The following is a 13769-nucleotide window of genomic DNA, read 5'->3' as shown; positions in this document are numbered from 1 at the left end:
GCTTAGGACGGGGCTTGCCTTACAGGCCCCGCCTCAATTCTCATTCCGCGGGTGCATGTGCGGATGCCCATGCCGGTGGGCATGTGTGTGAATGACTGCCGGCTCGAGACGGCCATCCCTCAGCAACATGCCGCGCGTCGCGAGCCGGCTGACGAAGGCATCGTCGTGGGAAACAAGGATCATTGCGCCCTCGAACGCCCGCAGCGCATCCTCAAGCCGTGCGCCGTTTTCCGCGTCGACGCCGTTGGTCGGCTCATCCAGCAGCAGAACGTCCGGCCCCATTGCCAGCAGCCCGGCGAGGCAGACCAGCCGCTTTTCGCCGCCGGAGAGCTTGTGCGTCAGCCGGTCGGCGAGGTGGGAGAGGCCAAGCTCGGCAAGCGTTTTGCCCGCCCGCTCGGCCGATTCGGCCCTCGTCAGCCCAAGGTTCAGCGGGCCGAAGGAAACGTCTTCCAGAACGGTCGGGCAAAAGAGCTGGTCGTCGCTGTCCTGAAACAGAAAGCCGATGCGGCGGCGCGCTTTGCGAAACCCGGCTTCGCCCCGGCACGCCTCGCCAAAGGCTTCGATCCCGCCGGACGACAAGAGCTCAAGACCGACGAGCGCGCGCAACAGCGTTGTCTTGCCGGCCCCGTTGGGACCGACCACCGCAAGCCGCTCCAGAGGCTCCAGAGAAAGGTCCGCCTCGGTCAGAACGGGCCGGCCATCGCGGCAGACGATGACAGAACGGGCGGAAATCAAAGCGGCCATGAGACATCCCGAGAAAGAGCCAGATCGGAGATCAAAACAACGAGCGCGGCCCCCGCCACAAGCGCCGCCCCCAACACGTCCCGCACAGTCAGCGGGGCCGGTTCTGAGACCGGATAGCGCCCGGCAAAGCCGCGCATGCGCATGGCCTCCTCGATCCGCTCGGCGCGCGCCGTTGCCCGCACAAGCAACATGCCGATCATATTGCCATAGGTTTGAAATGTATGGCGGTTCGAGCGCGGTTGAAAAGCGCGCAGCTTCATCGCCTCCTGCAGCCGGCTGAACTCCCCACGGATCACGCCGAGATAGCGCACCAGAGCGATGAAGATATGGACCAGCTTTTTCGGCATTCTCAGCGCATCAAGGCTTTGCCCGAGACGCACGGGCTCTACCCCCTCAAAGGCAATATTGAGCAGCAGCACGGAAGCCGTGACCTTGAGCGCGACGACCAGCGCCCGCACGACGCCTTCAGCGCTGGCGGTAAAGCCGAAGACCGTCACCAGCGGCGTGCCCGCAACCGCAAAGGGCAACGTGATCAGCAGCACGACGAGAAAAGCTTCCAGATGCAGGAGACGCCGCCAGGCGATGCCGCTCCCGCGTGTGAAGGCGAGACAAAGCACCAGAGCGAGATAGGCTGCTGCCGGCCGGAAATGCGCCAGCGGCGTCATCATCGCGACGACGGCAAAGACCGTGACCATGCGCAGCCTGAGGTCCGCTGGCAGGTTCATCGCCGCCGCCCGCGCGCCCAGAGCGCGATCCCGGCAATGCCGAAGATCAGGCTGAGGCCAGCGACGATATCAGTCAGCCGCATGCGCGCATCCATCTGCTCGATCCGCTCGAGCAGCGGCGCGACTTCCTGCGCAACAGCGGTGCGGACCATATCGGTGGTGATTGCCGCGCCCTCGCCAGGCCGTACGGCGGAAGCCTCCTTCTCCGCCGGTGAGGATTGCGCAACAGGCAACGTCACCGCGCCAAAGCGATCGGTCGTCAACGCTCGCGATGCGACATGACCCTCGCCCGTATCGATCGTAACGGTCACCGGCCCGGTGACCGGATCGGGCGCGGCAAAGGCAAAACCGCCCTCCTGATCCGTCTTTCCGCCGGCAAAGGCGTTGCCTGACATGGCGGCCGTCCACGCTGCCCCTTGAGGGCGCCCGCCGCCGACGAAGAAGCCATAGCCCACAATCTCCCGGCCTTCGACCGTGGCGAAGACCCGCAGGCTATGGGCCAGGGCGGGGTGAGCAGAGACAAACATGGCGAGCAGGAGCGCCAGACAGTATCTCATGTCTGCAGCTCCCTTTCGGGAAGGCGAGGCTCCAGCAGTTCCGGCGCCACCCTTTTCAGGAAACCGACGATTGCGCCGCAAACCAGCGCTTCGCCGAGCGCAAGCGGCAGATAGGTGAGAAGCAGAATACGCGCCGCCGGAACATAGGCCGATGACGACAGCCAGAGGCAAAGCGCGACGAGCCCTCCGGTGAGAAACACCGCGACCGAAGCCCCGAGGCTGGCGATCATGGCGGCCCTGCCGGCAGAGGGCGCGCGCCGCAAAGCCTTGCCGATGATCAACGCCACAAGATAGCCCGGCAGCGCGATATTGACCGTGTTGACCCCGAGCGTCGTCAACCCGCCGAAACCGAAGAGAACGGTCTGCAGCAAGAGCGCAACCAGCACGGCGGGAAAAATGGCCGGCCCGAGCATCAGCGCCGTCAGGGCCGAGAGCAGGACATGCACGCTGGATGGTCCGACGGGCACGGCGATGAGAGAGGCGGCAAAAAAGGCAGCGGAAAGCACAGCAACGCGCGGAATGGCCCGGTCATCAATGCTCTTGAGACCGGCCGCCACGCCGGCGGCCGCCACCGCGCCGCCGCCAATCAGAACGGGAAGAGAAAGGAGGCCGTCCGGAATATGGGCCATTACTCGACCGGCTTGGCGTTGACCCAGATGAGCGCGCCTTCCTCGACCGGAACCTCCCTGCCATCGGGCGCGGTCATCGGCGCGTCGGCTTCGATGAGCGCGGCAAAGCCCCACCATCCCGATACCGGCATGGCATAGGAGAAGGTGCCATTGGCATCCGCCTTGATCACCTGGGTGATATAGGCATCATTCGGCGCTTCAATGCCGTGATCATTGATGAATTCGACTTCTATCTCGGCAAAGGGCACCGGTTTACCGCCCCTGGTCACCACGCCGGTAAAGGCATTGCCCGTCCAAAGCCCCGTCGGCCGGGACAGCGGCACAATCTCGACCGGAAGGCCGACACTCTCGTCCCAGCCCTCGCCGGAGGCATAGCTGTCGACCACGACCTTGGCGTAATGAGTGATAAATTTTCCCTCCGCCGGCTCGAAATAGGGCTCGGGCTCGACATAGAAGATGGCAGCGCCGGGGGTTTCGAGATCGGTGGTCAGGCGATAGGCCATGGCATCGCCCTGCGGCGCTTCTTCAAGCGCTCCCAGAAGGTCCGTCCGTTCGCCATTCTTGACCACGCCGACGGCCACCGGAACCGCCATGTTCATCACCGGTCCACCCTCGAAAGGATGGGTGAACACCAGATCGACCGTAACCGGGCCGCCATCCGGCAGCACGTCGGCGGAAGGAATAATTTCCTGAAAATGCGCAGCGGCAGGGCTCGCACCGACAAGCGCTGCGGTGAAAAGAAGACATGCGGGTCTGATCATGCTTGGAACCTGATGAAAAGTATCGGAGTCAATTTCGTATGATATTTTCTATAAAAAATCATACGACAGAAGCGCAATCAAGTGTTCGCTTGCGGTTTCTTTCGATTTGGCCGCATTGCTGCTATTGGCTTGATACACTGCAATGGAGGCAGCCATGAAGCGCATCACCATTACCCTGTCAGACGACATCGCCGACGCGCTTGATCACTATATGGACAAGAGCGGCGCACAGAACCGCTCGGAAGCCATTCGCGACCTCGTCCGCCGCGCCATGCTGGACCTTGAAAGCGGGCCGGAGGATGCCGATTGCCTTGGCGTCGTCTCCTATACGGTGGACCAGACCACGCGCAATCTCGCCAGCCGGCTCGCCAGACGCCGGTTGGACGCGCATGACCGCCACGTCGCCGCGCTTTCGGTTCCGCTCGACCATTCGACCGCGCTCGAAATCGAGGTGACGCGCGGCAAGCTTGGCGAAGTGGGCGCGGCAGCCCAGCAACTCTTCCTGGAACGCGGCATCGCCCATGGCGCGCTATCCCTCGTGCCGGTTTCGACCGGCGGCGCCATGCATGTCCACGAAGACCAGGCGGAGCCCCACCGCCATCTGCATGTGCGCCAAAGCTTCAATCCGGCAAAAGGCGACAATGAACGGGGCTGAACCGCGCAGCCTCTTCGCCGACATATGAAAAGGCGCGCGGTCAGTGTTCACCGCGCGCCAGGCTCTATCTATTGCCCGGGACCGACCGGTCGACCGCCTAGGCCTTGGCTTCCTCGACCAGGGCCTTTGCCTGTTTCAGTGCGGCGATCACCCGGTTCTGGCCGCGCACGAGCTGGGTGCGGGCAAAACCAAGTTTTGCCGGTCCGAGTTTGTCGAGATCGGCTGCTGCCGAGAGAGCGGGCAGCGGCGGGATCGGCACTGCCGGGTCATGCCGGAAGCGCTGCTCACGAGTGAAGTTGAGCGGAACCAGGATGCGTGCGAGTTTCTGGATCGCGGCGTTGGCGGCGGTCGGCGTCACCGAACCGTCCTCGATGCCTGCGTAAAAGGCGTCCAGAGAAGTCTTCAAGGCCTCGGCGGCCTGCATTGTCGGCGCCAGATCGAAGCGATCGCCAGCCTTTTTCTGATAGTCCGCGATCGTGCCGATGAATTCCCCGGCCGTCTTGCGCCAGTCGAAGGGCAGGATTTCCGCATTGGCGTTACGCAGGACGGCGAGAAGATAGACCTTGATGTCGCGCAGCAGGATATCCTTGTCGGCGATTTCGAGCGTGTCGTTTTCGGTATGCCAGGCGATGTTGCCGCCGCAGCCGCCAACCGTGTAATAGCCCTTCTCCTCGCGGGCGCGCTCGGCCATGGTCGAGGACAGCATCAGATAGCTCGAAAGCCCGATATTGTTGAAGGAATAGTCGCCGGCGCGGTGCGGGCGTTCGCCCTCGGCCTTCTTGCCGGCCACTTCCTCGATCACCCCGGAGAGGAAATCCTCGGTCTCGCTCATCATGCACAGATTGATGAACTCCGTCGCCCAACGGCAGCCGGGGCTGTCGCAATTGACCGAGGCGACGCAGTTCTCGTCCAGATCGAGCGCGAAATTGTCCGAAAACCAGGTCGAGCCGGCATAACGCCCGGTCGAGTGGCCGGGCCACCAGCAGACGCGCACGGAACGCTTCAGCTTGTCGCGGTTTTCATAAAGAACCCGCGCCATTTCCAGAAGCGAGGCGTCGCCGGTGGCGTTGTCGCCCACGCCGACATCCCAACTGTCGAGATGGCCGTGCAGCAGGATGTATTTTTCCGGTTCTTCCGTGCCCTCGATGAAGACTTCCGGCAATTTGGAGGAAAACCAGCCCTCTTCCATTTCGGCAAACACAGTAACTTGTGCGCCCGCCTTTGCCAGCTCGATCAGTTGATCGCCGCTTTCGCGGTTGACGGCAACGGCCGGAATGCGCGGCTTGCGCGGCAGGTCGTCGAGATCCGGCGTGCCCCAGACCGTGGTGCAGATGCCCCAGTGAATGTCGACGCCGGGATTGATGGCGATCACGCCGATCGCCCCAAGCTCGGTAAACTGGGCGACGAGGCCGGGATTGGCGAATCCCTCCGACAGCACGATCTTGCCGGAAACGAGCGCCGCCAGATCGCTCGCATCCTCCACCGAGCGCTCGAACATGGTCGAGATCGCCTTCGGCTGGTTGCTTGGCACATAGACAAGTTCGCCGGCAAGACCGTCGCGCGCATCGACGCAATAGGCCGGAGGCTTGGCCCGGAAGGTCTTGCCGTCGGCCTCCACGCGCGCCTTGCCCGGCAGGCTCAGAAAAAGTTCCGGCTGGTGCATGGTCACCGGCACGCCGTGTTTTTCAAGACGCGCCTTCACCTCGTTCATGCCGCGGTTCACATCGTCCGGATGCTCGCGCTTGTAGGTGGAAAAGCTTTCGACCAGCGCCCAGGGGGCATCAAGCGAAACGGCGCCGAGAATGGCGGATTCGATATCGTTCACAGCTGTTTTCCTCTATTGTTTTACTAGATAAAACGATGTTTTATTTTTGATTAGCGTAACAGAGGACTTGCGCTCCCGCAAGCGGCCACGCGTTGCAGCGTCGTGAACAGAACAAGAGGTTCGTCGGCGGAGCGATGTCGGCAATGCAGTCGAGTAGGGAAAAACGGACCTGCTGGTCGCGACAGGCAGGCTCAGCCAGCCTTCAGCACACCGCCCACGGCAAGCTTTTCCGAGATCCGGCGACCGGCCTCAAGCGCTGCCTCCAGGTTTGCCGCGCGGCGTTCCTCGTCGAGGCGCATGACGGCGCCGGCGATCGAAATCGAGGCCGTCACCGTTCCGTCCGCTCCCTTGATCGGCGCGGCCACGGAGAATGCGCCTTCGTCCAGATCATTGGTGACGATGTTGTAGCCGCTTGCGCGTATGCGCTCGAGCGTCTGGCGCAGCTTGTCGGGATCGGTGATGGTATAGGGCGTGAAGGTTTCGAGCGGTCTTGAAAGCACGTCCTCGATCACTGCGGGGTCGGCATAGGCGAGAAGCAGTTGCGAACTGCCGCCGGCATGAAGCGGCCCGAACCGGCCGGCCTGGGCGAAGAGACGCATCGAATGACGTCCGGGACGCGTTGCGAGGACATAGCTTTCCGTGCCGTCGCGAATCACCAGATTGACGTTCTCCGAAGTGACGTCGCGCAACCAATCCATGACCGGACGCGCCGCAAACAACAGGCCGCCATCCTTGCCGAGGCACTCGCCCAGGACGCCGATCCGATAGCCAAGCGCATATTCCGAACGCTCCGCATCCCGCGAAACGAAGCCGCGCTCCTCAAGCGTGAACAGAATCCGGAAAACCAGGGATTTTGTCATGCCGAGCGATTTGGCGAGTTCCGTCAGGCCCTGATTGGGCCGCTCCGCCAGCGCCTCCAGCACCACCATGGCACGGTCGACGGCGGCGATCGTGTAGTCCTTCCCCTCGGTCACGTTTCAAGTCCCCTGCTTTGTCATCGTTTTCGCGACTTGCAATCGCGCCAAAATCTGCTTTACTTAAAATTACGAAACAGCGTTTTACTGAATAAAACATCTACAATCGTATTTCAAGCTCCCCTCGCGGGCTTCCCTGTCGAAACAGCCGGCACGCCGGCAAGCGCCGTTTCCAAGATATAACCGGAAAAATCCGGACACGATAAAAAGAACCAAACCGTTCAGAGGAGAACGACCATGAATTATATCGCGCGGGCTTCCCTTGCCGCGTTGCTGGCCTCCACGGCGGCCTTGCCCGCCTTTGCCGGCGATGAGATTCGCGAAATCGTGCTTTTCTCCCGGCCGCAGGCCGGTCAGCAGGCCGAATTCCAGTCCGTCCAGCTCATTGCCCAGGAATGGCGAAAGCTTGGTCTCGACGTCAAGGTCGAGGTCATGCCCTGGGAGCAGATGTCGAATGTCGTCTGGTACGACCGCGGCGCCTGGGATGCCACCGCCTGGCAGATGGTCGGGCGGCCGGAGCGTTCGGACCCGGATGAGCTTCTGTTCAACCTGTTCCACTCGACCACGGCCGAATCGGGCTACAATTTCATCGGCTACAAGAACCCCGAATATGACTCGATCGTCGAAGCGCAGCGCCGCGAAGTCGATCAGGACACGCGCAGGGACATGGTGTTCGAGGCCCAGGAAATCCTCAGCGCCGACCAGCCCAACATGATGCTGGTTCATCCCAAATCCACCTTCGCCTTCAACAAGGCCGTCTTCGATCCCGAAACCGTCGTCAACCAGAGCGGCATCGGCATCAAGAATGCCTGGACCTTCATGGACATCACCCCGCTTGGCGAGGAGAAGGATATCGTCCTGAATTCCTCCGACAATGTGAAGTCGATCAACCCGCTCTATATTTCCGGCGGCGTCGACAGCTGGGTGACCGAACTTGTCTATGACCGGCTTCTGCGCGTCGGCCCCGACGGCCTGCCGCAGCCCTGGGCGGCGGAAAGCTATGAATGGCTCGACGACACCACGATCGCGCTGACCCTGCGTCCCGGCATGACGTGGCACGACGGCGAGCCGGTGACGGCGGAGGACGTGAAGTTCTCTTACGAGGCAGCCGCTAGCGAAGAGGCCCCGATGTATCAGCCCTTCGCCAAGAACATCGACAGCGTCGATGTCGAGGGCGATGTCGTCACCTTCCACCTGAAGACGCCGCTTGCCTCGTTCCTGACGTCGACGCTCGCCAAGATCAACATCATTCCCGAACATGTCTGGGGCCCGATCCTGGCGGATCTGAAGGACAAGCCGGAAAACGCCGAAAGCTATCAGGAAGAGACGCCAATCGGTTCCGGTCCCTACAAGTTTGCAAGCTGGACCAAGAACGAGGAAATCGTTCTGGAGGCCAATACCGATCATTTCCACGCGCCGAAGGCCGATCGCTGGATCCTGCGCATCGTGCCGAATGCGGAAGCAGCCCTTGGCATGCTGAAGTCGGGCGAGTTGAACTTCATCGGCGAATTCCCGGGCGACCCGCAGGTCCTCGTTGACGCTGCCACGGAAAACCCCGATCTCGAGGCGGTCTCCACCGTCGATATCGGCTTCCGTTATATCGGCTTCAACAACCGCCGCGCCCCCTTCGACGACCCGGCCTTCCGCATGGCACTGTCGCAGGCGGTCAACCGGCAACTGATCGCCAAGGCCGCCTATCGCGGCTATGCGGTGCCTTCCAATTCCGTCGTCTCGCCGGCGCTTGAATTCTGGCATGACCCGGCGGTCGAGGACTTCGCCACCGGCACCGATCTTGCCAAACAGACGCTGGAAGATGCCGGCTATACGCTCGAGGGCGGCAAGCTGCATTATCCGGGCGACATCAAGGAAACGCTCGGCAACTAGGCCGACGTAGATCTTGAGAAGGCGGCGGGCACTTGCCTGCCGCCCCCTTTTACGACCTTCATGCCTGATTGCGATTGACCTTAGAACGCAACAGGAAGAGGACGGCGCTTCATGTCAACTTTAAAGCCGATCGGCAGCCGCGTGCTGCAGATGCTGCTGGTCCTGTGGACCGTGGTCACCATATTGTTCCTGATGTTCCGGCTGATGCCGGGCAACCCGATGGCGGCCTATATCGATCCGAATTTCACCCTGGAGCAGCAGGAAATCCTGATGGCTTCCTTCGGGCTCGACAAGCCGTTGTGGCAGCAATATCTGATCTATATCGGCAATCTTCTCACGGGCAATCTCGGCGAGAGCTTCACCTATCGAAAGCCGGTGGCCGAAATCATCTTTCCGCTTCTGCCGAACACGCTGATCCTCACCTTCACATCGCTGATCGTCGCATACGCCTTCGGCATTCTGGCCGGCGCCTATCTTGCCTGGAAGCGCGGCAACTGGGTCGAGCAGGCGGCCATTCCCGCCGTGCTGACCACCCGCGCCATGCCGGAATTCTGGCTCGGCATGGTACTGCTTGCCGTCTTCTCCTTCTGGCTCGGATGGTTTCCGGCAGGCGGCACGCGCACGGCCGGCGAAAGCTATGACGGCTATTTCGCGCTTTATACGTCGCGCGATTTTCTCGCCCATCTCGCTCTGCCGGCACTGACCCTCGCCATCTACAGCCAGGGTCTGCCGCTTCTCCTCATGCGCTCCAACATGCTGGACGTGATGAAGGAAGATTTCGTCACCATGGCGCGCATCAAGGGGCTTTCGAGCTGGACAGTGGTCGTGCGCCATGCCGCCCGTAATGCGCTTCTGCCGATCATGACCTCCTTTGCGATCGCCGTCGGTTACCAGCTGCAGGGCAATGTCGTGGTTGAGACCGTGTTTTCCTGGCCGGGGCTTGGCCGCGAACTGGTGCGCGCCGTTTCCGCCTCGGACTATCCGCTGGCGCAGGGCGCCTTCCTGCTGATCGCGGTGGTGGTGATCCTGATGAACATGATCGCCGACCTGCTCTATGCCCTGCTTGACCCGAGGATCGGCCATGCGTGAGATTGCCTCCTCCCTTTCCGGCGGTCTCGGCCGCTTCGCCCGTGCCCTGAAATTCCCGGTGCGCGATCCTTTCGCCATCGCCGGCGTTCTCATCTATGTGGTCTTCATCCTGGCGGCGATCTTCGCTCCCGATATCGCCACCCATGACCCGAACGAGATCCTCTATTCGGCGTCCTACGATCTCGCCGCCGACCTGCATCCCGGTCAGGATGGCTTCATCCTCGGCACCACCAGCCTTGGCCGCGACATCTTCTCGCAGCTCGTCTACGGCAGCCGCTCGGCGCTGGTGATCGGGCTGACGGCTGCCTTCATGGTGGTGCTGATCGGCTCGCTCGTCGGCATTCTCGCCGGCTATTTCGGCGGCTGGGTCGATACGATCCTGATGCGGCTTGCCGATATCGCCTTCGGCATTCCCTTCCTGCCCTTCGTCATCGTCATCGCCGCCTTCCTCGAGCCCTCGATCTGGAACGTCGTCATCGCCATGGCGCTGGTGCTCTGGCGCGACACCGCGCGCGTGATCCGCAGCCAGGTGCTGACGCTGCGGACGCGGGGCTATGTCGAGGCGGCGCGGATCTCGGGCTCTTCCAGCCTCAAGATCATCGCCCGCCATGTCGCGCCCAACGTGTTGCCGCTTTCCTTCCTCTACGGCTCGATCGCCATTGGCTGGGCGATCCTGACGGAAGCCTCGATCAGCTTTCTCGGCTTCGGCGATCCGAACTCGATTAGCTGGGGCTACATGCTGCAGGATGCCTTCGCCAGCCAGGCGCTCGCCAAGCAGGCCTATTACTGGTTCATTCCGCCGGGCCTATGCATCATCCTCGTCGTCAGCGCGGGCTTCTTCGTCACGCGCGGCTATGAAAACCTCCTGTTTCCGAAGTTGAGCCGATGAGCGAACCGCTTCTTTCCGTCGACAATCTCACAGTGTCCTACAAGGTGCCCGGCGGCCTCGTCCATGCCGTCGATGGCGCAAGCTTCGATGTGCCGGAAGGATCGATCACCGGCCTTGTCGGGGAATCCGGCTGCGGCAAGACCACGGCCGCGCGGGCGCTGACCCGGGTGATGGCCGACAATGCCGCGATTTCCGGCGGCAGGATCATGTTTGCCGGGCAGGACCTTGCCAAGCTGCCCGAACGGCGGATGAACGCGCTGCGCTGGCGCGACATCGCCTTCGTGCCGCAGAGCGCGATGAACTCGCTCGATCCGGTCTATACGGTCGAATACCAGCTTGCCGAAGTGTTGCGGAAACGCGGCGGCATGGGAAAACGGGATGCACGCCGACGCTCGGAGGAACTGTTCGACATGGTCGGCATCGATCCCGGCCGCTTGTCGGATTTTCCGCATCAGTTTTCCGGCGGCATGCGCCAGCGCGTTGCGATTGCGCTGGCTCTGGCGCTCGATCCGAAACTGGTGATCGCCGACGAGCCGGTGACGGCGCTCGACGTCATCGTCCAGCGGCAGATCCTCGACCAGTTGAAGGAACTGCAGCAACGGCTCGGCCTGTCCGTCATTCTGGTCACCCACGACATTTCGGTTGTCGCCTATATCTGCGACCGCACCGTGGTGATGTATGCCGGCAAGGTGGCCGAGGCCGGGACCACACGGGCGACGCTCACCAGTCCCTCGCATCCCTATACGATGGGCCTCAAGAACGCCTTTCCCGATCTGACGGGGGCCGAGACCGGCGAACTGACGCCGATCGAGGGTGCGCCGCCGAACCTTGCCGATCCGCCGCAGGGCTGCCGTTTCGCCGAGCGCTGTCCCTTCGCCATCGACATCTGCGCCACCGAACCGCCGCTCGTCGCTCTGGACGCGGTCCATCAGGTCGCCTGCCACCGCGCCGGCGAGGCCGACAAGCTTCGGGTCGAAGCCGCCAAAACCGAAACCTGGGGTGCGGACCTATGATGATGTCGGGAAAGAAGAATGACGTCCTGGTCTCGATCTTCGAGGCGAAACTGCACTACAAGGTCGGAAGCGCGCTATCGGCCATGCGCGGCCATTCCACCGTGGTGAAAGCCGTCGACGGCGTCAGCTTCGACATTCGTCGGGGCGAGAGCATCGGCCTTCTGGGCGAGAGCGGTTGCGGCAAGAGTTCCATGGGCCGGCTTCTCCTCAAACTCGAGGACGTGACCGACGGCAATATCAATTTCGAAGGTTCTGACCTTTCCGGCATGGGCCGGGAACGGCTGAAGAAATTCCGCTCGCAGGCGCAGCTGATCTTCCAGAACCCCTTCGACGCGGTCAATCCGCGCTTTTCCATCCGCGCGACGCTCTCCGAGCCGCTGGAAAATGCCGGAATTCCCAAGAAGGACCGCGAGGCGAAGATCATCGCAGCCCTGGAACTGGTGAAGCTTCCCGATCCCCAACAATTTCTCGACCGTTATCCGCATCAGCTTTCCGGAGGGCAGTTGCAGCGCGTGGTGATGGCGCGCGCGTTGATCCTGGAACCGGAATTTGTCGTCGCCGACGAGCCGGTCTCCATGCTCGATGTCTCGGTGCGTGCCGGCGTGCTCAACGTCTTTCGCGATGTGCGCGACCGGCTGGGGCTGACAGCGATCTATATCAGCCATGATCTGGCGCTGGTGCGCTATGTCTGCGAACGCACCATCGTCATGTATCTCGGCCGCATCATGGAGGACGGGCCGACCGAGGAGATCGTGCGCGAACCGCTGCACCCCTATACGAAGGCGCTCGTTTCCGCAGTTCCCGTGCCCCATCCCGACCAGAGCCACGAACCGCTGCCGATCGGACGCGGCGCGCCGGATCCGCGCAACCCGCCCTCGGGCTGCGTCTTTCGCGACCGCTGCCCGAAAGCCTTTGCCCGCTGCGCCTCGGACGTCCCGAAGCCGCAGACCGTCGGCAACCGCCTCGTCGCCTGCCACCTCTATGACGGGGAGACAGGCGCATGAGGGCGGCTTTCTACGAAAGGACCGGCCCTGCGGGGGACGTCCTGAAATTTGGCGATCTCACTGATCCCGCCCCCGGTCCCGGCGAGGTGCTGGTTGCTGTCCGGGCTTCCGGCATCAATCCGGCGGATGTGAAGCGCCGCGCGGGATGGCGCGGCATGGGCATGGATCACCCGCTGATTATCCCCCACACCGATGGCGCGGGCGAGATCATCGCTGTCGGCCCCGGCGTCGATGCCGGCCGTATCGGCGAGCGCGTCTGGCTCTGGAATGCGCAGGGCGGCTACCGCCAGAAGGGTCGGGCCTATGGAACAGCTGCCGAACTGATCGCCATCGACGCGCGGCAGGCGGTGCGGCTCAATGATCATCTGACCTTTGCCGAGGGCGCGTGCCTCGGCGTTCCCGCCATGACAGCCCACCGGGCCGTCTTTGCCGATGGCAGCGTTGCGGGGAAAACCGTGCTCGTCAGCGGCGCGGCAGGCGCGGTCGGTCATTTCGCCGTGCAGATGGCAGCACTCGACGGCGCTCGTGTGATCGGCACGGTCAGCAGTGACGCGTCCGCCCGCCATGCAACGGACGCGGGCGCGGAAATCACCATCAACCGCAAGGCAGAAGATGTGGCAGCCCGCATTCTGGATCTGACGGATGGGGCCGGCGTCGACCGGATCATCGAGGTCGATTTCGCCGCCAATGCCGCGCTTGCCGCCGCCGTCCTCAAACCCAACGGCACGATCGCCGCCTATTCATCGAGCAGCAATCCCGAGCCGGTTCTCTCCTACTACGCCTTTGCCTCCATCGGCGCCAATCTGCGCTTCATCCAGGGCTTTGCCATACCCGAGGACGCCCACCGCGCCGGCGAAGCCAGGATAGATGCGCTTGCCGGATCCGGCAGGCTGCAGGTCGCCATCGGCGCAACCTTTTCCCTTGCCGACATTGCCCTTGCCCATGAACGCGTCGAGGCGGGCGGGCTTGGCAATGTCGTCGTCTTTCCCGGCGATCCGGCCTGAGCGGTCGGCGGCGGTC

At 62.7% G+C, this 13769-nt stretch carries 14 protein-coding genes; 7 read left to right on the top strand and 7 right to left on the bottom strand.

The window, feature by feature from the left end:
- Positions 1-33: 33 nt before the first annotated feature.
- Genes GGR30_RS00760 through GGR30_RS00740 form a run of 5 tightly spaced genes read right to left on the bottom strand, consistent with a single transcriptional unit; the run spans position 34 to position 3416 of the window.
- The gene (locus GGR30_RS00760; RefSeq protein WP_183481197.1) at positions 34-744 is read right to left on the bottom strand and encodes an energy-coupling factor ABC transporter ATP-binding protein; all 711 of its coding nucleotides are present in this window, start codon (positions 742-744) and stop codon (positions 34-36) included.
- Positions 732-1469, bottom strand: coding sequence for an energy-coupling factor transporter transmembrane component T family protein (locus tag GGR30_RS00755; RefSeq protein WP_246413482.1), 738 nt, complete (start codon positions 1467-1469; stop codon positions 732-734). The genes GGR30_RS00760 and GGR30_RS00755 overlap by 13 nt, the downstream gene beginning before the upstream one ends.
- Positions 1466-2026 (bottom strand): cobalamin biosynthesis protein CbiL, encoded by a 561-nt coding sequence (locus tag GGR30_RS00750; protein WP_183481194.1) that lies wholly within the window; start codon positions 2024-2026, stop codon positions 1466-1468. The genes GGR30_RS00755 and GGR30_RS00750 overlap by 4 nt, the downstream gene beginning before the upstream one ends.
- Complete coding sequence (gene cbiM / locus GGR30_RS00745; protein WP_183481191.1) at positions 2023-2655, bottom strand: cobalt transporter CbiM; 633 nt, start codon at positions 2653-2655, stop codon at positions 2023-2025. The genes GGR30_RS00750 and cbiM overlap by 4 nt, the downstream gene beginning before the upstream one ends.
- A complete protein-coding gene (locus GGR30_RS00740; protein WP_183481188.1) occupies positions 2655-3416 on the bottom strand; it encodes a DUF4198 domain-containing protein in 762 nt (253 codons plus the stop codon). Before GGR30_RS00740 ends, cbiM begins: the two co-directional genes overlap by 1 nt.
- A 154-nt stretch (positions 3417-3570) precedes the next feature.
- Here GGR30_RS00740 and nikR point away from each other — a divergent pair, with 154 nt between their 5' ends.
- Complete coding sequence (gene nikR, locus GGR30_RS00735) at positions 3571-4071, top strand: nickel-responsive transcriptional regulator NikR (protein ID WP_183481185.1); 501 nt, start codon at positions 3571-3573, stop codon at positions 4069-4071.
- Between the two features lie 97 nt (positions 4072-4168).
- On the opposite strand, the gene GGR30_RS00730 is transcribed toward nikR, so the two are convergent.
- Both GGR30_RS00730 and GGR30_RS23630 read right to left on the bottom strand, forming a co-directional pair.
- Complete coding sequence (locus GGR30_RS00730) at positions 4169-5896, bottom strand: M28 family peptidase (protein ID WP_183481182.1); 1728 nt, start codon at positions 5894-5896, stop codon at positions 4169-4171.
- A gap of 191 nt (positions 5897-6087) precedes the next feature.
- The gene (locus tag GGR30_RS23630; protein ID WP_183481179.1) at positions 6088-6870 is read right to left on the bottom strand and encodes an IclR family transcriptional regulator domain-containing protein; all 783 of its coding nucleotides are present in this window, start codon (positions 6868-6870) and stop codon (positions 6088-6090) included.
- Positions 6871-7107: 237 nt separating this feature from the next.
- Between GGR30_RS23630 and GGR30_RS00720 the strand changes: the two genes are divergently transcribed.
- From GGR30_RS00720 to GGR30_RS00695, 6 genes are all read left to right on the top strand, one after another.
- On the top strand, positions 7108-8754 hold the full coding sequence (locus GGR30_RS00720; RefSeq protein WP_183481177.1) for an ABC transporter substrate-binding protein: 1647 nt from the start codon (positions 7108-7110) through the stop codon (positions 8752-8754).
- Between the two features lie 111 nt (positions 8755-8865).
- The gene (locus GGR30_RS00715) at positions 8866-9843 is read left to right on the top strand and encodes an ABC transporter permease (RefSeq protein ID WP_183481174.1); all 978 of its coding nucleotides are present in this window, start codon (positions 8866-8868) and stop codon (positions 9841-9843) included.
- Positions 9836-10732, top strand: coding sequence for an ABC transporter permease (locus GGR30_RS00710; protein WP_210287888.1), 897 nt, complete (start codon positions 9836-9838; stop codon positions 10730-10732). Before GGR30_RS00715 ends, GGR30_RS00710 begins: the two co-directional genes overlap by 8 nt.
- Entirely contained in the window at positions 10729-11745 is a 1017-nt protein-coding gene (locus GGR30_RS00705) for an ABC transporter ATP-binding protein (protein ID WP_183481169.1), read from the top strand. Before GGR30_RS00710 ends, GGR30_RS00705 begins: the two co-directional genes overlap by 4 nt.
- The gene (locus GGR30_RS00700; protein WP_183481166.1) at positions 11742-12749 is read left to right on the top strand and encodes an ABC transporter ATP-binding protein; all 1008 of its coding nucleotides are present in this window, start codon (positions 11742-11744) and stop codon (positions 12747-12749) included. The genes GGR30_RS00705 and GGR30_RS00700 overlap by 4 nt, the downstream gene beginning before the upstream one ends.
- Positions 12746-13753, top strand: a complete 1008-nt coding sequence (locus tag GGR30_RS00695) for an NADPH:quinone reductase (protein WP_183481164.1) — start codon at positions 12746-12748, stop codon at positions 13751-13753. The genes GGR30_RS00700 and GGR30_RS00695 overlap by 4 nt, the downstream gene beginning before the upstream one ends.
- Positions 13754-13769 lie beyond the last annotated feature (16 nt).

The sequence above is a fragment of the Martelella radicis genome, assembly GCF_014196625.1.
GTDB classification, from domain to species: domain Bacteria; phylum Pseudomonadota; class Alphaproteobacteria; order Rhizobiales; family Rhizobiaceae; genus Martelella; species Martelella radicis.
The sequence above is the reverse complement of the archived record's forward strand: the minus strand, read 5'-3'. Positions and strand labels throughout refer to the sequence as shown.